We start from the raw sequence: 18,704 nt of genomic DNA, 5'->3' as shown, positions 1-18,704 counted from the left end.
CCCCCAGGAGTCGTAGGGATCGCCGGCACTCGGCGCAGATGATGGAACTCGTGCCGGGATCCACGGGAGGGCGGCACGATCTGAACAGCAACGGAGAGGTTATAACGTGACCGCTACGACAGGCCGGTCGGCAGAGGCCGCAGCCCGGGCGAGCGACGTGTGGAAGGTGTACGGCAGCGGCGAGGCTCAGGTCATCGCGCTGCGGGGGGTCAGCGCCGAGTTCGAGCGCGGACGGTTCACTGCGATCATGGGCCCCTCGGGCTCCGGCAAGTCGACACTCATGCACTGCCTGGCCGGGTTGGACACGGTCACCCGAGGCACCGTGCACGTCGGCGACACCACGGTCACCGGTCTCGGTGACGCCGGCCTGACGAAGCTGCGCCGGGACAAGATCGGCTTCATCTTCCAGCAGTTCAACCTGCTGCCGACGCTGACCGCCAAGGAAAACATCCTGCTGCCGCTCTCCATCGCCGGCCGCAAGCCCGACCAGGCTTGGTACGACACCGTCATCGACACGGTCGGGTTGCGCGACCGGCTCGACCACCGGCCGGCGCAGCTCTCCGGCGGCCAGCAGCAGCGGGTGGCGTGCGCGCGGGCGTTGGTGGCCCGCCCCGAGGTCATCTTCGCCGACGAACCGACCGGCAACCTGGACTCGCGGGCCGGCGCCGAGGTGCTGAACTTCCTGCGCAACTCGGTACGCGAACACGGTCAGACCATCGTCATGGTCACCCACGACCCGACCGCCGCCGCGTACGCCGACCGGGTGGTCTTCCTGGCCGACGGGCAGATCGTCTCCGATCTGATCGAGCCGACCGCCGACACGGTGCTGGACACGATGAAGAAGCTGGACACCATTACCGAGGTGGCCCGCTGATGTTCCGGGCGACACTGAAGAGCCTGCTGGCCCGCAAGGTCCGGTTGATGTTGTCCGGCCTGGCCGTGGTGCTGGGCGTGATGTTCGTCTCCGGTGCGTTCGTGCTCACCGACACCCTCGGCCGCACCTTCGACCAGATCTTCGCCGACGCCTACGAAGAGGTCGACGTCAGCGTCGCCGCCAAGCCGAAGGTGCAAGGCAACGAGATGAACGGCCCGCAGTTGGCCGGGCCGGTGCCGGCTGCCCTCCTTGCGAAGGTGCAGGGCGTGGACGGGGTGGCCGAGGTGACCGGCACGGTGGTCGCCGAAGGTGCCCGTCTGATCGGCAGCAACGGCAAGGTGGTCGCCTCGTTCGGCCCGCCGCAGCTCGGTGGCAACTGGGTCGGCGAGGGCGACCTGGTGCAGCTGCGCGAGGGCCGCGAGCCGCAGGCCGACGACGAGATCGTAATCAACAAGGGTCTGGCGACCGCGGCCAAGGTGGCCGTCGGCGACCGGGTGGGTGTGCTCACCCTCCAGCCGCGCAAGGACTTCACCATCGTCGGCATCTTCGGCTACAGCGGCGACCGGGACTCCATGGGCGGCGCCAACGAGATCATGTTCACCACGCCGACGGCGCAGCAACTGATGCTCGGCGAGCCGGACGTCTACACCAACATCGTGGCCACCGCCGCCACCGGCGTCTCCGACGAGCAGTTGCGCGACTCGGTGGCCGCCGCGGTCGGCGACGCCTACGACGTGAAGACCGGCGAGCAGCTCTCCGCCGACGCCGCCGCCGGACTGAAGGAGGGCCTGTCCTTCTTCAACCGGATCCTGCTCGGCTTCGCCGCGGTGGCGCTGCTGGTCGGCACCTTCCTGATCCTCAACACCTTCTCGATCATCGTGGCGCAGCGCACCCGGGAACTGGCGTTGCTGCGGGCCGTCGGTGCCAGCGGCAAGCAGATCATCGGCTCGGTGGTGCTGGAGGCGATCGCCATCGGCCTGATCGCCGCCGTGTTCGGTCTGGCCGCCGGCATCGGCATCGGCGCGCTGCTGGCGTACCTGTTCAGCAACCTCGCCGGTGGGATGCCCCTGGCCGGGATCGCGGTGCCCGCGTCGGCGGTGATCGGTGCGTTCGGTGTCGGCCTGGTGATCACCGTGCTGGCGGCGTTGCTGCCGGCGCTGCGGGCCGCGCGGATCCCCCCGATCGCGGCGATGCAGGACGTCGCCACGCCGGACCGTCCGCTGACGAAGATCACCATCGCTGGTGCGGTGGTCACCGCGATCGGCGCCACCCTGCTCTTCCTCGGCCTGGGCGGCTACGCCGACAGCAACACGCTGGCCACCATCCTCGGTGGCGTGCTGTTCGCCTTCATCGGGGTGGCCCTGCTGACGCCGCTGATCAGCAAGCCGGTGGTGGCGGCGCTCGGCGCGGCCTTCTCCGGCTGGGTGCCGGGCAGGCTGGGCCGGCTCAACTCCGGCCGTAACCCGCGCCGCACCGCGATCACCGCCGCCGCGCTGATGGTCGGCATCGCCCTGGTCACCGGCATCACCGTGATCCTCGACTCGGCCAAGAGCAGCATCAGCGGTCTGGCCCAGGACACCGTCAAGGCGGAACTGGTGATCGCCGGTGCGCAGTCCGGCCCCCGCCCGCCGACCTTCGATCCCGCAGTGCTGGACGAGGCGAAGACGATCCCCGGGGTACGGCTGGTCGACGGCCTCTACGGCGACATGTCCCTGGCCGACGGCGAGCGCACCTACACCGGAGCGGTGACCGAACCGGCTGCGCTGAGCCAGGTCTACAGCCTGACCGCGACCGCCGGCAGCCTCGACCAACTGGGGCCGGGGCAGCTGCTGGTCAGCGTGGACACCGCAACCGACCGTGGCCTGTCCATCGGTTCGACAGTGCCGATCCAGTTCGCCCGCGGTGAGGCCCAGACCTTCACTGTCAGCGGCATCTTCGAGGACTCGCCGCTGTTCACCGGCGTGCAGATGGTGGTGCCGACCGAGGCGGCCCGCAACTTCGCCGTCCCGCAGCCCATCCAGGGCTTCGTCCAGCTGGAGCCCGGCACGGCGGTCGACGCGGTGCAGCCACGCATCGAGACGTTGCTGGCCAACAGCCCTGAGGTGTCGGTGGTCAGCCTCGACGCGTACATCGATCAGCAGGCCGGTCAGCTCGACAGCCTGCTCACGATGATCCGCATCCTGCTGGCGCTGGCCATCGTGATCGCCGTACTCGGCATCATCAACACCCTGGCCCTGTCGGTGCTGGAGCGGACCCGCGAGCTGGGCCTGCTGCGCGCCATCGGCCTGAAGCGGTCGCAGACCATGGGCATGATCACGGTGGAGGCGGTGGTGATCTCGGTGTTCGGCGCGCTGCTCGGCGTGGTCGTCGGCACCGGCCTGGGTGCCGCCGTGGTGGAGGCGCTGCGCGACGAGGGCATCACCGACCTGGTGCTGCCGTGGGGTCAGATGGGGGTCTTCCTCGGCCTGGCCGCGCTGATCGGCGTGATCGCGGCGGTCCTGCCCGCGGTCCGCGCCGCCCGCATCAACGTCCTGGGCGCCATCGCCCACGACTGAGGTGTAAGGAAGGGCCCCCTGTTAACGCCTAGCGCGGTACAGGGGGCCCTTTTTAACACAAGCGTCGGGTGCAGGCGTCAGGCGGCGGTGCGGGCGGCGAGCAGCGCGGCCAACAACTCCAGGTCCGCCGCGAGCAGGCTCTCCACCTGGTGTACGCCGTCGCGCGGCGCGATCGGCACCTCCGCCGGCACGGCCAGCACCGCCGCTCCGGCGGCCACCGCGCTGGCCACCCCGGTGGCCGAATCCTCGATCGCCACACACCTGTCGATCGGTACGCCGAGCAGCCGCGCCGCCGTCAGGTACGGCTCCGGGTGCGGCTTTGTCGCCTCGACCTCGTCACCGCAGACCACCACGTCGAAGCTGTCCCGGCCCAGGGTGTCCAGGGCGATCTCGACCAACGCCCGGCCGCTGGAGGTGACCAGGGCCGTCGGGACCTGCGCCGCCCGCACCGCCGCCAGCAACGCCAACGCGCCCGGCCGCCACTGCAACCCGGTACGGAACAGTTCGAGGATCCGTCGGTTGATCCACTCCGCGCTGGCCACCGGATCGCGGTGCGGCTGACCCAGGTCGTCGTGCAGGATCCGCATCGAGTCGGCCATCCCGGTGCCGACGATCGCCCGCCGCGCCTCGGCGGAAAGCCTGCCGCCGTACGTCTCGGCGAGCTCGGCCAACGCCACGTCCCAGAGTCGTTCGCTGTCGACCAGGGTGCCGTCCATGTCGAACAGCACGGCGGCGGGGTGACTCGTCACCGGATCCTCCTCGCGTCGGGTACCCGGTGAATCCTGTCAGCACGTCACCGCCGTACGCCCGGGTCGGTGACCTTTCTCAACCCAGCCCGCAGGCCGACAGCGACCGCTCGTAGCCCCGGAAGAACGCCTCGGCGCGCTGCTGCGGGGTGCCGTGCGAGCCCTCGGCGAACCACGGCTGACCCGGGTCGTCGCCGACGGCGAGCAGACCCTCACGGAACTCGTCCAGGTCGCCCTCGTCGAGGGTGAGCCAACCGGCTTCCACCGAACCACCCAGGTACGCCCCGGCCATGCAGTCGGCCTGCAACTCCTGCTGGATGGTGAAGTTGTACTGGACGCCCAGGCGGGTCTGGATCCCGTGGGCGTACTCGTGGCCGATCAGGTAGTACACGAACGCGTCACCGACCTGCCGGAACGCCCCGAACGACCAGTTGATGTCGTACGCGATGAAGTCGCTGACCGTGCAGTAGACGGCGTTGTTGCGCGGCACCTCCTGCCCACCGCAGGACACCTCGCCGTCACGCTGGTACGCGATCACCTGCCGGATCGGCCGGAACGAACTCCCGGACGCCTCGAACTGCGCCGCCCAGTAACGTTCGGCGGTGCGACGGGCGACCTCCACGTCCTCCTGGAACTCCTCGACCGTGTCGGTGCCGTCGGCCCGAGTCACCTCTTCGCTCGGCGACGCCGGTTCCCGCTGTTCGGTCGGCTCAGCCGGCTGACCCACCGGGTCGACCATGCACGCGGTCGCCGCCACCAGCGCCACCACCAGACCGGCGAACCTGCCCCGACGCCGCTTCCGCCCGTCTGCCGCCACCGCATCCTCCCGCCTCGGCGATGCCGGATCTCATACCCCCACGGTACGACCGGCATGCCCGTCGCCGTCTGGTACGCCGTATCGCCTTCCCCGGTTCACCGCCGGACGGTGCTGGCGTGCCGGCGGGGTGTCACGGGCTGGCGGCGAGGAAGACGAAGGCGGCGAACAGCACCAGGTGCACCCCGCCCTGCAGCAGGGTGGCCCGCCCCGGCACCACGGTCAGCACACCGGTTATCACCGTCAACGCGAGCAGGGTGACCTGGGTGCCGCCGAGGCCGAGCAGCAGCGGACCCTCCAGCCAGATCGAGGCGATCGTGATCGCCGGGATGGTCAGGCCGATGCTTGCCATCGCCGAGCCGAGCGACAGGTTGAGGCTGATCTGCACCCGGTCGCGGCGGGCGGCACGGGCCGCCGCCAGGGTCTCCGGCAGCAGCACCAGCAGCGCGATTATCACCCCGACGAACGCCGGCGGCAGGTTCACCGCCGCGACGCCCGCCTCGATCGCCGGGGACACCGACTTGGCGTCACCGACCACCGCCACCAGGGCGACAAGCAGCAGCCCGAGGCTGATCAGGGCCTGCCGGGTCGACGGGGGATCGGCGTGCACCTCTTCCGGCAGCGTCTCCCCTTCGCTGCCCACCGGCAGGAAGTAGTCCCGGTGCCGGCCGGTCTGCACCATCACGAACAGGGCGTACAGGGCCAGCGACACCGCCGCCGCGAAGGTCAACTGGGCCGGGCTGAACTGCGGACCGGACCGCCCTGTGGTGAACGTCGGCACCACCAGACTGAGGGTGGCCAGGGTGGCCACAGTGGCCAACGCGCCACCGGTACCTTCCGGATTGAACACGGCCAACCGACGACGCAACGCGCCGATCAACAGCGACAGGCCGAGTATGCCGTTGCAGGTGATCATCACGGCGGCGAAGACCGTGTCCCGCGCCAGGGACTGCGTCTTCTCCCCACCACTGATCATCAGCGTGACGATCAGGGCCACCTCGATCACGGTGACCGCCACCGCGAGCACCAGCGACCCGTACGGCTCGCCGACCTTGTGCGCCACCACCTCGGCGTGGTGCACCGCCGCCAGGACCGCGCCGGCCAGGAACAGGCCCACGATCACGACCATGATGCCGTCGAGCTTCTGGTTCCACGTCAGCGCGAGCACCAGCAGAGCAGCAATCGGTACGAACACGGTCCAGGTGGACAGGGTGCGGCGCAGGGCGAGCATGATCTACATCCTGCCAGCCATGATGATCATCGACGGCGAAGCCTCCCCCAGTCCCCCGTCCGCGCGGGCGCGCCATGTGCCAGCCCGGCCACCGGCCAGTCGGCGCCCACAGTTACGCCGAAACGGCGCCTACCGCCCCCGCCCGATACCACCGTTTCGCCGAAACGGAGTCGATCAGTACAACGCGGCCGGACGGCTGACAAGATCGAGCCGTGCTGAGATCGATTCAAGTCCGGACCGTCCTAGCCGTCCCCGAAACGCCGCTGCATCATCTGCACTGGCGTGGCAAGCTCGCCCTCAGCCTGGACTGCTTCATCTGCGAACGCACCGGGCGCACGACATCCTTCGAGCTAGGTGCGGAACGCGCGATCTGCTCCGGCACCCGCGAAACCGGCGAGCACTACACTGCCGCCCGGCTCGCCGCGTTCGACCAGACCCAGGGCGTCGTCAACGACGACGGTACGGCCGTCGGGCAGGGGCCGCCGCCAACCGGGCCTCGGTGAGACAGTCCGGCGGTGATCAGCCGGCGCGGATCAGATCCAGCGTGTGCGCTGCCAGCCGGACCGCTGCCGGCGGCAACGCCGCCGCCTGCTCGTCGCCCACCGAGCCCACGACTGTCACCCGGACCTCCATGATCACGTTGGCTTCCAGGATTTCGATCTTGGCATCATCCCGGAGCTGCTGATAACGGACCACATCGGCGACGATCTCCGAACCGCCCTCGAACGGCTCCACCGAACTCACGGTGGCCGAACGCTCGAAGCCGGTGCGGGCCTCACTCGCATCACCAAAGCTCTGCACCTTCACGAACACGAACCCGCCGAGAAACCCAGCCCCACTGAAAAAGCTCTTAGCGCACCGGAAGTCGGGGCCACGATCGTCGTCCGCCGGCGGAATCGGCGTCGGCTTGCCGCCGAAGGCCGACGTCGCGAGCGTGTAGTCGACACGGTCGCAGAAGTCGTCCGACACGACACGAATCGCGTCGGACGACGCCGTCCCCTCCGGCGCTGCGCCATCGGCGCAGCCCGCGAGCAACAGAACCGGCAGCACCGCACCGGTCACCGCGGTCAGCGCCGTACGACCACGAAAGATCATCACGGCGGGTGAGTGTGCCAGAATCCACGACCGCCGGTAAGGGCAGAGCATCGCGCGTACGTTCCGGACCGCGGCGACCCACCACGTCCAGCCCACCGACCGATGCGTTTACGCACCCAGCTCAACAATGCGCCGGCGCGGCGGGCGGCGCCGGGGCTGGCGCGGGCGCGGCGCCCTCGAGGGGCCAAAGGTGTGGAGAAGGTCGACTACGCTCCTGGCATGTTGGCCGCGTTCTCCGCCGTGACGGTCCGATACCGGCGGCCGATCCTCACCATTGCGCTTGTTATGGCCGTGGTCCTGGCCGTGGGCCGTCGGCTGTCCGATCAGTTGGGCTCGATCCTGGGCACCGCGACCATCCTCGCCGGGATGCTGGCGTTGTCGCTGGCCATACTCGCCCTGCTTCGGCCACGGCAGGCGGTCTTTCTGGTCAAGCCCGAGGTTCAGGCGTTCGCCACTGAACCGAGCGCGTTCCAGGTCTATATAGCCGTCGCGTACATGTTCTTGGCCTCACTGCCGCTGGGGGCTCGCGACCTTGGCGAAACTTACGGGGGCCACCCGTCCATGGTGTTGCCGTTGCTGCTCCTGGTCGGCGTCGGTGTACACGTTGCCGGCGGCTGGCGTGGTGTTTCGGTCGAGCTGCGACCGGACGGTATCTGTCAACGCGACTTCACCGGCTCCTTGATGGTGCCGTGGGAGGCCCTGGCACCCGGCCGCCCTTCCCAGCCCGCAGTCAGGGCATCCACCATGGCCCTGACCTACGCACAACCGGACCTGGTACGCCGCCGTGGCATACTGCCGCACGGCCGGCGGCGGCTGCGCATCGACAACGTCCACCCCTGGTTCATCGCCGACACGATCCGCCACTACGTCGACCACCCACAGCACAGGGCCGCGATCGGCGAACCAGCCGAGTACCAACGGCTCTTGCATGCGTTGACGTCTTCGGCCACTGGCCCCGGCCATGGGCACGCCTACTAACCCCACTGTCAAACAGTTGCTGGGACGGCCATGGTCCGTCGACCAACTCACCGCGTTCCGCGCGAAGATGCCGGACCGCTATCGGGTCAGCGTCGACCTGGGTGCGGGCTGCGGCCTGTGGCAGGGAGAGATCTTCGGCATGAGCCCTGCCGACCTCGACCCGACACGGCCCGTTCTCCACGTGGTCCGACAGGTGAAGCTCGTACGCGGGGCACTGATCTTCGCCCCGCCCAAGACTGGTGACCCGGTGTCGGTCACGCTCTACTGACCGACGCGGACGACCTGCCGCTCAGCCGCTCGAAGTTCAACCCTGGCGTCTGGAAGCACGCGATCCGGGCCACCGGCATCCCGGACGACCGGCCCAACGGGATGCACGTCCTGCGGCACACCTACGCCTCGGTTCTCCTGGATGCCGGGGAGAGCATCAAGGCCCTGTCGACGTACCTGGGCACGCCGACCGGATCCGGAACCCAGTGACGGCCTGGGGACGGCATGATCATGGTTCAACGCCTACCGCAGGTGCCGGAAGTGCAGGTCACGGCACCTGCGGTCATCACTTGGCGTTGAAGTAGCTGGCCTCGGGGTGGTGGACGACGATGGCGTCGGTGGCCTGCTCGGGCATGAGCTGGAACTCCTCCGACAACTGCACGCCGATCCGCTCCGCGCCGAGCAGCTCCACGATCTTCGCCCGGTCCTCCAGGTCGGGGCAGGCCGGGTAGCCGAACGCGTACCGGCAGCCCCGGTAGTCGGTGCGCAGCAGGCCGGCCAGGTCGGTCGGGTCGTCGTCGGCGACGGTACGGCCGTCGGGCAGGGTCAGCTCGGCGCGTACCCGCTTGTGCCAGTACTCGGCGAGGGCCTCGGTGAGCTGCACGGACAGGCCGTGCACCTCCAGGTAGTCGCGGTACTCGTTGCGGGCGAACAGCTTGGCCGCGTACTCGCTGACCGGCTGACCCACGGTGACAAGTTGCAGCGCGACCACGTCCAACTCCTCGCCGCGGGGGCGGAAGAAGTCGGCCAGGCAGAGCCGCCGTTCCTGCCGCTGCCGGGGGAAGGTGAACCGGGCCCGCTCGGCGTGCCCGTTCTCGTCCAGCACCACCAGGTCGTTGCCCTCGGAGTACGCCGGGAAGTAGCCGTACACCACGGCCGCCTCCAGCACCTGGTCGGCGATCAGGCGGTCCAGCCAGTAGCGCAGCCGGGGCCGGCCCTCGGTCTCCACCAGTTCCTCGTACGACGGGCCCTTGCCACCGCGCGCACCGCGCAGCCCCCACTGGCCCATGAAGGTGGCCCGCTCGTCCAGCAGCGCCGCATAGTCGGCCAGCGGCACCCCCTTGACCACCCGGGTGCCGTAGAACGGGGCGGTCGGCACCGGCACGTCGGCGGCCACGTCGGAGCGGACCGAGGTGTCCGTCAGCTCCGGCAGCGACTCGGTGACCATGGCGCGCTGCCGTTCGCGGCGGGCCCGGCGGGCGGCCAGGGCCGCCTCCCGCTCGGGATCGATGACCGGTGCGCCGCCACGCTTGGCGGTCATCACCCGGTCCATCAGGGACAGTCCCTCGAAGGCGTCGCGGGCGTAGTGCACCTGGCCGGGGAACATCGACCGCAGGTCGTCCTCGACGTACGCCCGGGTCAGCGCGGCGCCACCGAGCAGGACCGGCCAGCGCTCCGCGACCCCGCGCGTGGCCATCTCGGCCAGGTTCTCCTTCATGATGACCGTGCTCTTGACCAGCAGGCCGGACATGCCGATGGCGTCGGCGCGGTGCTGCTCGGCGGCGTCGAGGATGGCGGAAATCGGCTGCTTGATGCCGATGTTCACCACCTCGTAGCCGTTGTTGGACAGGATGATGTCGACCAGGTTCTTGCCGATGTCGTGCACGTCGCCCTTGACGGTGGCGAGCACGATGCGGCCCTTGCCGCCGTCGTCGGCCTTCTCCATGTGCGGTTCGAGGTACGCCACCGCGGTCTTCATCACCTCGGCGGACTGCAGCACGAACGGCAACTGCATCTGCCCGGAACCGAACAGCTCACCGACGACCTTCATGCCGTCGAGCAGGATGTCGTTGATGATGGCCAGCGGGGCGGTGCCGGCGAGCATCGCGGCGTCCAGGTCGGCCTCCAGGCCGTTGCGTTCACCGTCGATGATCCGCCGCTTGAGCCGCTCGTTGAGCGGCAGGGCGGCAAGCTCCTCGGCCCGGGTGGCCCGCGCGGACGCGGCGTCGACACCCTCGAAGATCTCGATGAACCGCTGCACCGGGTCGTAGCCCTCACGACGCCGGTCGTAGATCAGGTCGAGGGCGATCTCCCGCTGCTGCTCGGGGATCTTCGCCATCGGCAGGATCTTGCTGGCGTGCACGATCGCCGAGGTGAGCCCGGCCTGCACGCACTCGTGCAGGAAGACCGAGTTGAGCACCTGCCGGGCGGCCGGGTTGAGGCCAAAGGAGACGTTCGAGATGCCCAGGGTGAAGTTGACCCCCGGCCAGCGGCGAGCGATCTCCCGGATCGCCTCGATGGTCTCGATGCCGTCGCGTCGGGTCTCCTCCTGCCCGGTGGCGATCGGGAAGGTCAGCGCGTCGATGAGGATGTCGGCGCGGCGCAACCCCCACCGCTCGGTCAGGTCACCGATGAGACGCTCGGCGACGCGTACCTTCCACTCCGCCGTACGCGCCTGGCCCTCCTCGTCGATGAGCAGCGCGACCACGGCGGCGCCGTGTTCGGCGACCACCGGCATCACCCGGGCGTACCGGGAGTCGGGGCCGTCGCCGTCCTCGAAGTTGACCGAGTTGACCACGCACCGGCCACCGAGCATCTCCAGCCCGGCCTCGATCACCGCCGGCTCGGTCGAGTCAAGCATGATCGGCAGGGTGGAGGCAGTCGCGAACCGGCCGGCCAACTCCCGCATGTCGACGGTGCCGTCCCGACCGACGTAGTCGACGCAGAGATCCAGCAGGTGCGAGCCGTCGCGGGCCTGGCTCCGGGCGATCTCCACGCACGCCTGCCAGTCAGCGGCGAGCATCGCCTCCCGGAACGCCTTCGAGCCGTTGGCGTTGGTCCGCTCCCCCACCATCAGCACACTCGCGTCCTGCGCGAACGGCACGTGGTGGTAGATCGAGGAGACACCCGGGTCGATACGCGGCTCACGGGCCACCGGCGCGACGTCGCGCAGCCGTTCGGCGAGCACCCGGATGTGTTCTGGGGTGGTGCCGCAACAGCCACCGACAAGCGCCACGCCGTAGTCGACGACGAAGCGTTCCAGTGCCTCGGCCATCTCCTGCGGTTCGAGTGGGAAGTACGCCCCGTCGGAGGTGAGCACCGGCAGCCCGGCGTTGGGCATCACCGACACCGGGACGGTGGAGTGCTGGGACAGGTAGCGCAGGTGCTCGCCCATCTCGGCCGGGCCGGTCGAGCAGTTGAGGCCGATCAGGTCGATCCCGAGCGGCTCGATCGCGGTGAGCGCCGCACCGATCTCACTGCCCAGCAGCATCGTTCCGGTGGTTTCGACAGCCACGTGGCAGATGATCGGCACCTGCCGGCCCGCCTCGGCCATCGCCCGCTTCGACCCGATCACCGCGGCCTTCACCTGGAGCAGGTCCTGGCAGGTTTCAATGATCAGCGCGTCCGCCCCACCGGCGATCAGACCACCGGCATTCTGCTGGTACGCGTCGCGCAGGCTGGCGTAGGAGGCGTGCCCCAGGGTGGGCAGCTTCGTGCCCGGGCCGATGGAACCCAGCACCCAGCGGGGGCGCTCCGGCGTCTCGTACGCGTCGGCGGCCTCCCTGGCCAACCGCGCGCCGGCCTCGGACAGCTCCCAGATCCGGTCGGCGATGTCGTACTCGGCGAGGTTCGGCAGGTTGGCACCGAAGGTGTTCGTCTCGATGCAGTCGGCACCCGCCGCGAGGTACGCCTCGTGGACCCCGCGCACCACGTCCGGTCGGGTGACGTTGAGGATCTCGTTGCAGCCCTCAAGGCCATCGAAGTCGTCCAGGCTCAGGTCGGCGGCGTGGAGCATCGTCCCCATCGCCCCGTCGGTGATGAGGATCCGGTCTGCCAACGCATCGAGCAACGAAGTCCGCACATTGTCAGGTTAGTCCGCTCCGGCACGAACTGGGCTACCGCAGCGTGCCATCCCACATCGTGCCGTCGATGACAGCTGCCCCACTCTGCGGCGTCACGCCGGCAGACTTGAGATCGAAGGGAACCGGCCGCCCGGCGTCCGGCGGGGGGTGTCGGTACCGATCCGTAAGGCGTGTCGGTTGCGATCCGGCGCGGCCGGCGGGCCCGGTCCGGACAAGGCACGTAGGCTACCAATGTGAGGGACTACAGCGACATCACCATGCACGACGGGCGCACGACCGGGGCCAGCCCGAGTCGCGCCGGTGAGGCACGGGGTGAGGTGACGGCGTGACCGAATTCGACGGGCTGCCGGTGCTGCGGTCTCCGGTGGCCATAGCCGCCTTCGAGGGGTGGAACGACGCCGCCGACGCCTCGACCGCCGCAGTCGAACACCTGGAACAGGTGTGGCAGGCCAGACCGATCACCGAACTCGACCCGGAGGACTTCTACGACTTCCAGGTCAGCCGACCCACCATCGCGATGTCCGACGGCGCCACCCGGCGGGTCGAGTGGCCGACCACCCGGTTCACCGTGGCCAGCCCGGCCGGCACCGAGCGGGACGTGGTGCTGATCCGGGGCATCGAGCCGAGCATGCGTTGGCGCACCTTCTGCGAGCAGGTGCTGGAGATCTGCCACAGTCTTGAGGTCGAGCGGGTGGTGCTGCTCGGCGCGCTGCTGGCCGACGTGCCGTACACCCGACCGCTGCCGATCAGCGGCAGCGCCTCCGATGCCGACGCCGCCAAGCGCTACCAGCTCACCCCGACCCGCTACGACGGGCCGACCGGCATCGTCGGCGTCCTGCACGACGCCTGCACCCGCGCCGAGGTCGACGCGGTCTCGTTCTGGGTGCACGTGCCGCACTACGCCAACAATCCGCCCTGCCCGAAGGCGACCCTGGCCCTGCTGCATCGGGTCGAGGAGGTCGTCGACCTGCCGGTGCCGATGGCCGACCTGGCGGAAGAGGCCGCCGAGTGGGAGCAGCGGGTGCGCAGCGCCGCCGAGCAGGACGCCGAACTCGGTGAGTACGTCCGTGAGCTGGAGGAACGGGTCGGCGACGCGGGCATCACCCCGTTGACCGGGGACGAGATCGCCCAGGAGTTCGAGAAGTACCTCCGCCGTCGAGGCGGTTCCGCCGGCCCCACCGCCGGCTCCTGGTAGTCACCCCCGTCATTCCTCGCAGGCCCCAGGCGGTATCGCCTGGGGCCTGTTTCTGCTCACCTCTCCCCTGTCGCCTGGTGCGCTGGGGTGTCGGGGTGGCGCGGATCACCACGCGTGGGGCATCCTAGGAACCTAGCTGATAGGGGGTCGGGATGCAGATCAACCCGGGGGCGGCGGAGTTCCCGCACCGGCAGATCGCCGCGCAGCTCAAGTCGCAGATCCGGCGCGGCGACTGGGGTCCGGGCGAGCGCCTGCCGTCGATCCCGGCCATCGCCGAGATGTTCGGCGTGGCGAAGCAGACCGTGCAGCGCGCCGTCGACCAACTGCGCGTCGAGGGCGTCCTGATCACCAAACCCGGCTCCGGCACGTACGTCCGCGGCACCCGGCGACGACTCAACCGGCTCTCCCGGGGGCGCTACGGCGGCTTCCGCGGCTACCACACCGATCTGGCCGCCCGCTACCGGCAACAACTCGTCTCCGTGGGCCGCTCCCCCGCCCCACCCGAGGTGGCGGACGCGTTCGGCGTACCGGACGGCACCGAATTGCTCTGCCGTCGGCATCTGGTCCGTACCGAGGACTCACCGGTCGAGGTGGGCGCCTCCTGGTTCCTGCCCGCCGACACCGCCGGCACCACTCTGGAACGCGCCGAGGCCTTCGGCCGCCCGCTCTACCAGGAGGCCGAGGAGGCCACCGGCCGGCGGTACACCACCGCCACCGACACGATCACCGCCCGCCAGCCCAGTCGGGAGGAGGCCGAAACCCTCCAGATCCGCCCCGACACTCCCGTGCTGCACCTGCTGCACGTGGCGTACGACACCCACCGCAAGCCCATCGAGGTCGCCCAGGCCACCTGGCCCGGCCCGGTCACCACCCTCACCGAGGAATACAAGATCCCCGCCCCCACCCCAGACCCCCACCCCGACCCAGGCCTGATCCTCGGCTAACCCACCCACCCACGCCCTGCCCTCTACCCCTCACCCCCGCACCCCGCGCCCCGCCCGCGCCCGCGCCCGCGCCCGTCGATCTTGCACTTCCTGTCGCCGCATAAGCCTCAAAAGCCGCACATCCTCGACCAAAACTGCAAGATCGACGGGACGAGGGGCCCCCGGGGGGGGGTGGAGAGGGCGAGGCGCGAGGGAGGGAGGAGGGGCCGAGAGGGAGGGTCAGAGGCGGATGCCGAGGAGGGCGTCGAGGGTTCGGGAGAAGAGGGCGGGGGCGGTGGGGTCGGTGGGGGTGTCCGGCGAGGGGGTCAGGGTCTGGTCGGCCCACTCGTCGGCGAGGCGCAGGGCGCCGGGCGAGTCGAGGTCGTCGGCGAGGCGGTCGCGTACGGCAGCCAGGAAGGCCTCCCCGGACGGGCCGGCGGGGGCGGCGGCGGCCCGTCGCCAGCGGTCCAGGCGCTGGTGCGCGGTGGCCAGCAGGTCATCGGTCCACGACCGGTCGGCGCGGTAGTGGCCGGAGAGCAGCGCCAGGCGTACCGCCATCGGGTCCACCTTGTCGGCGCGCAGCCGGGAGACGAAGACCAGGTTGCCCAGCGACTTGGACATCTTCTCGCCGTCCAGGCCGATCATCCCGGCGTGCACGTAGTGCCGGGCGAAGGGCGCCGCGCTGGTCAGCCGCTCGGCGTGCGCGGCGGAACACTCGTGGTGCGGGAAGATCAGGTCGTTCCCGCCGCCCTGCACGTCGATGGTGTTGCCGAGCAGCGCCAGGGCGATCACGGTGCACTCGATGTGCCAGCCGGGCCGACCCTGGCCCAGTTCGCCGCCGGGCCAGGAGGGTTCGCCTTCGCGGGCGCCCCGCCACAGCAGCGGGTCGAGGGGGTCACGTTTGCCGGCCCGGTCCGGGTCGCCGCCGCGCTCGGGGAACAGTTCCAGCATCTCGGCGCGGGACAGGTTGGACTCGTAGCCGAAGCGGGGGGCGGCAGTGATGTCGAAGTAGACGTCGCCGGTGCCGTCGTCCAGCCGGTACGCGGCGTCGTCCTTGAGCAGCTCCGAGACCTTCTCGGCGATCTCCGGGATCGACTCGACGGCACCGACGTAGTGTGCCGGTGGGATGATCCGCAGCGCCTCCATGTCCTCCCGGAACAGCGCGGTCTCCCGCATGGCCAGGACCTTCCAGTCCTCGCCGTCCCGCTCGGCGCGTTCCAGCAGGGGGTCGTCGATGTCGGTGACGTTCTGCACGTACCGCACCTCGTGGCCGGCGTCCCGCCACATCCGCTGCACCAGGTCGAATGTGATCATGGTGGCGGCGTGACCCAGGTGAGTGGCGTCGTACGGGGTGATGCCGCAGACGTACATGGTCGCCGTGCCGGGCGGATCGGTCGGGTGCACAGCCTGCCGGGCCGTGTCGAACAACCTCAGCGCCCTGCTCCTGCCCGGCAAACGCGGCACCTCGTGCCCCACCCAAGACTCCATGACCGTCAGCCTAACCAGCCGGGGGGCGTGGCCACGGCCAGCCAGGGGTGATCAACACCTCAGCTCACAGTGGCGGCCAGGGCACTGCCGGCCAGTCCCGGGACGGCTGGGGAAAACGGCCGCGTCGGCACAGCCGGTCGATGCGCACCGCCAGCTCGGCGATCTCACTGAGCGTGAGATGTTCGGCGAGTTCGGTGCCGAGCGGACCACGGACCTGACCGGCGAGACGGTCGAGCACCTCGAGGACGTCGGTGGGCAACGGCCGCCCGGACCAGCCCCAGAGCACCGTACGTAGCTTCTCCTCGACGTGGAAGCTGACGCCGTGGTCGACTCCGTGGATCCGGTCGTCGGGGCCGAGCAGGACGTGGCCGCCCTTACGGTCCGCATTGTTGATCACCGCGTCGAGCACCGCGAGTCGGGCCAGCCGGGGGTCGTCGGCGTGGGCCAGGGCGTACGGTGTGCCGTCGTCGTCGCGGGCCGCGGCGATCGGGAACCAGCGGGGTGGCACGGCGTCGGCCGGGACGAACCCGACAAGCGGCTCGGCGTCGTCTGGTTCGTCGATCCACAGCTGACACGAGCCCGGCCCGAACGGCCCGTCCCGCAGCACGGTCGGCGGCACCAGATCCCAGCCGGTGGCCGCGGACACCAGGTAGGCGGCGACCTCCCGCCCGGCCAGGGTCCCGTCCGGGAAGTCCCACAACGGACGCTCGCCGCGCACCGGTTTGTACACGCAGCGGGCGGTGGCGCCGTCGAGGGTGAGAATGCCGCGCAGGGTGGTGTTCGACGCGTCGACCAGCCGGCCCTCCACGGTCAGCTCACCGTCGCGCAGCAGGCGCATCGCGGCGGCACCGTCCTGTCGGGGGGTCACGCCGGACGTCGTCACCGGTGATAGCCGTTGTTTCGGGGGCAGAGGTGACCCGCCGGGTCGAGCGGCTGGCCGCAGAGTGGGCAGGGTGGACGGCCGGCGTTTACCACGCGCCGGGCCCGTTCGATGAACTCGCGGGTCGCCTCGGGGGTCAACCGCACCCGGAGTCGGTCGAGGTCCTCGTCCGGCTCGACGTCGTCGGCCTCGTCCTCCTCGGACTCGCCCAACTCCATCTCGGCCTCGACTTCGCCGACCGCGATCGCCTCGATCACCACGGTCGCGGTGTCCGCGTCGAAGGCCAGGCCCAGCGTGCCGACCCGGAACTCCTCGTCGACCGGCGTGTCCAGCGGCTCGTTGTCGCCGACCGAGGCCGGCGCCTCGGGTAGTTCCACCCCGAACCGTCGCTGGGCCTCGGTGAGCAGCTCCTCCAGCTTCTCGGCGAGCAGCGAGACCTGAACCTTCTCCAACGCGACGCTTACCAGTCGGCCACCGCCGCGCGCCTGGAGGAAGAACGTGCGCTCCCCCGGCGGCCCGACGGTCCCGGCGACGAACCGCTCCGGCGGCTCGAAGGCGTGCACCTGGTGCGTCATACCCACGACCCTATCCGGCGGCCCCAGGCACCGCGCACCCCACCGACCCGATTTCCGGTACGCTCCCCGGCCCGCCCCGCCGCGCGTGCGCTCGTGCGGTTCGCGGGCCTGTCGTCGGTCCGGGCCGGGTGGCTCACCGGGCCCCTCCGGCCCCACCGCCCACCGCGGCGTCCGAGTCGGTGGGCCGGCTGGCCCGCCGACGCCGCTTACGCTGCGGCGGGACCAGCCCGGCCAGGTCGCCGCCGACATCGTTGAGGCGCAGCAGGAACGGGCGCAGCGGGGTGTAACGGATCGCGGTCACCGACGCCGGGTCCACCACGATCCGCTGAAAAAGATCAAGGTGTACGCCGAGCGCGTCCGCCACGATCGCCTTGATCACATCGCCGTGGCTGCAGGCCAGCCAGACCGCCTCGGGGCCGTGCTCGGCGGTCACCCGGGCGTCCCAGGCGCGTACCGTGGCGACGGCCCGTGCCGCCATCTGTGCCATCGACTCCCCCTCGGGGAAGACCGCGGCGCTGGGGTGCTGCTGCACCACGGGCCAGAGCGGCTCCTTTGCCAGCTTCTTCAGCGGCTGTCCTTCCCAGGTGCCGTATCCGCACTCGATGAGTCCGTCGTCGGGCACCGGCGACGCCTGCGGCAGCGCCAGTTCGAGGGTGCGCCGGCAGCGGACCAGCGGGCTGCTCACCACCGCGGCCAGGGGCAGCGCACGCAGGCGCTCACCCACCGCCGTGGCCTGGGCCTGACCGGTTTCGTCGAGGTCGACCGGTTGCCGACCGGCCAGTCCGCCGTCGGCGTTCGCGGTGGTACGTCCGTGCCGCAGGAGCAGAAGTGTGGCCACGTACCCACCCTAGGCCGCCGACGTCCCCCGATGGTCCGCACACCGCTCGCGGCGCGGACACCCGGTTCGTACCGTCCATGCCGTTGTAGGGCGTATCTGCCTGGCTGTGATCCGTGCCGACCGTTTGAGCGTTATGCCGGATTCAGCCACGTCGCTCGGACGGAATGCCGAGCGGGTGCCCGGCGTTGTAACCGGTGGCCGACCGAGCAGGGCCGTGCGCGCCACGATCCCCCATGCAGCGCCACGATCCCCGACGCAGATGGCACGGCCGGCGGGAATGACCCGCCCCGGCAGGTCGTTATACCTGGTCCGGTGCCGCGAAGACCTCAGGTCCGCCGCCGGAAACCCCCAAGTCTTTCCCCTCATGCTCTGTGCGCCATGACGGCGCTGGTGTCACCTTGCCGATCCCCCGTCGGTGACGCCCGACCCCCGAATGGAGCTT

16 protein-coding genes are annotated in these 18,704 nt (G+C 70.3%); 7 read left to right on the top strand and 9 right to left on the bottom strand.

Going from position 1 to position 18,704, the window contains the following annotated elements:
• Positions 1–106 precede the first annotated feature (106 nt).
• Positions 107–874, top strand: coding sequence for an ABC transporter ATP-binding protein (locus Vgi01_RS08285; RefSeq protein ID WP_204290606.1), 768 nt, complete (start codon positions 107–109; stop codon positions 872–874).
• On the top strand, positions 874–3,429 hold the full coding sequence (locus Vgi01_RS08280; RefSeq protein ID WP_204290605.1) for an ABC transporter permease: 2,556 nt from the start codon (positions 874–876) through the stop codon (positions 3,427–3,429). Before Vgi01_RS08285 ends, Vgi01_RS08280 begins: the two co-directional genes overlap by 1 nt.
• Before the next feature lie 77 nt (positions 3,430–3,506).
• Here Vgi01_RS08280 and Vgi01_RS08275 read toward each other — a convergent pair whose 3' ends face one another.
• The 3 genes from Vgi01_RS08275 to Vgi01_RS08265 form a co-directional block, all read right to left on the bottom strand.
• Positions 3,507–4,157, bottom strand: a complete 651-nt coding sequence (locus Vgi01_RS08275) for an HAD family hydrolase (protein ID WP_204290786.1) — start codon at positions 4,155–4,157, stop codon at positions 3,507–3,509.
• Between the two features lie 97 nt (positions 4,158–4,254).
• Complete coding sequence (locus Vgi01_RS08270; RefSeq protein ID WP_204290604.1) at positions 4,255–4,992, bottom strand: neutral zinc metallopeptidase; 738 nt, start codon at positions 4,990–4,992, stop codon at positions 4,255–4,257.
• A 130-nt stretch (positions 4,993–5,122) separates the two neighbouring features.
• Positions 5,123–6,220 carry a calcium:cation antiporter gene (locus tag Vgi01_RS08265; RefSeq protein WP_102659820.1) on the bottom strand — a complete coding sequence of 366 codons (1,098 nt, stop codon included), beginning with the start codon at positions 6,218–6,220 and terminating at the stop codon, positions 5,123–5,125.
• Positions 6,221–6,432: 212 nt separating this feature from the next.
• On the opposite strand from Vgi01_RS08265, the gene Vgi01_RS08260 reads away from it, so the two are divergent.
• Positions 6,433–6,723 (top strand): hypothetical protein, encoded by a 291-nt coding sequence (locus tag Vgi01_RS08260; RefSeq protein WP_204290603.1) that lies wholly within the window; start codon positions 6,433–6,435, stop codon positions 6,721–6,723.
• A gap of 16 nt (positions 6,724–6,739) precedes the next feature.
• Here the strand turns inward: Vgi01_RS08260 and Vgi01_RS08255 are convergent, their stop codons facing one another.
• Positions 6,740–7,318, bottom strand: a complete 579-nt coding sequence (locus Vgi01_RS08255) for a hypothetical protein (protein ID WP_204290602.1) — start codon at positions 7,316–7,318, stop codon at positions 6,740–6,742.
• Between the two features lie 216 nt (positions 7,319–7,534).
• Here Vgi01_RS08255 and Vgi01_RS08250 point away from each other — a divergent pair, with 216 nt between their 5' ends.
• Together Vgi01_RS08250 and Vgi01_RS08245 are read left to right on the top strand one after the other, a co-directional pair.
• Positions 7,535–8,293, top strand: coding sequence for a hypothetical protein (locus tag Vgi01_RS08250; protein WP_204290601.1), 759 nt, complete (start codon positions 7,535–7,537; stop codon positions 8,291–8,293).
• Between the two features lie 16 nt (positions 8,294–8,309).
• Positions 8,310–8,561: a site-specific integrase gene (locus Vgi01_RS08245; RefSeq protein ID WP_204290600.1), complete on the top strand. Its 252-nt coding sequence runs from the start codon at positions 8,310–8,312 to the stop codon at positions 8,559–8,561.
• Between the two features lie 285 nt (positions 8,562–8,846).
• Here Vgi01_RS08245 and metH read toward each other — a convergent pair whose 3' ends face one another.
• Entirely contained in the window at positions 8,847–12,362 is a 3,516-nt protein-coding gene (gene metH, locus Vgi01_RS08240; protein ID WP_204290599.1) for a methionine synthase, read from the bottom strand.
• 326 nt (positions 12,363–12,688) lie between these two features.
• Between metH and Vgi01_RS08235 the strand changes: the two genes are divergently transcribed.
• Positions 12,689–13,558 (top strand): PAC2 family protein, encoded by an 870-nt coding sequence (locus Vgi01_RS08235; RefSeq protein ID WP_102660966.1) that lies wholly within the window; start codon positions 12,689–12,691, stop codon positions 13,556–13,558.
• A 152-nt stretch (positions 13,559–13,710) separates the two neighbouring features.
• Positions 13,711–14,502 (top strand): GntR family transcriptional regulator, encoded by a 792-nt coding sequence (locus Vgi01_RS08230; RefSeq protein ID WP_204290598.1) that lies wholly within the window; start codon positions 13,711–13,713, stop codon positions 14,500–14,502.
• 219 nt (positions 14,503–14,721) lie between these two features.
• Here the strand turns inward: Vgi01_RS08230 and mshC are convergent, their stop codons facing one another.
• The 4 genes from mshC to Vgi01_RS08210 form a co-directional block, all read right to left on the bottom strand.
• The gene (mshC, locus tag Vgi01_RS08225) at positions 14,722–15,969 is read right to left on the bottom strand and encodes a cysteine--1-D-myo-inosityl 2-amino-2-deoxy-alpha-D-glucopyranoside ligase (RefSeq protein ID WP_204290597.1); all 1,248 of its coding nucleotides are present in this window, start codon (positions 15,967–15,969) and stop codon (positions 14,722–14,724) included.
• A gap of 64 nt (positions 15,970–16,033) precedes the next feature.
• On the bottom strand, positions 16,034–16,807 hold the full coding sequence (locus Vgi01_RS08220; protein ID WP_239088858.1) for an SCO1664 family protein: 774 nt from the start codon (positions 16,805–16,807) through the stop codon (positions 16,034–16,036).
• Between the two features lie 41 nt (positions 16,808–16,848).
• The gene (locus Vgi01_RS08215) at positions 16,849–17,424 is read right to left on the bottom strand and encodes a DUF3090 domain-containing protein (protein WP_102660963.1); all 576 of its coding nucleotides are present in this window, start codon (positions 17,422–17,424) and stop codon (positions 16,849–16,851) included.
• A gap of 133 nt (positions 17,425–17,557) precedes the next feature.
• Entirely contained in the window at positions 17,558–18,262 is a 705-nt protein-coding gene (locus Vgi01_RS08210) for a histidine phosphatase family protein (RefSeq protein ID WP_102660962.1), read from the bottom strand.
• Positions 18,263–18,704 lie beyond the last annotated feature (442 nt).

The sequence above is a fragment of the Micromonospora gifhornensis genome (assembly GCF_016863515.1).
GTDB lineage: Bacteria > Actinomycetota > Actinomycetes > Mycobacteriales > Micromonosporaceae > Micromonospora > Micromonospora gifhornensis.
The sequence above is the reverse complement of the archived record's forward strand: the minus strand, read 5'-3'. Positions and strand labels throughout refer to the sequence as shown.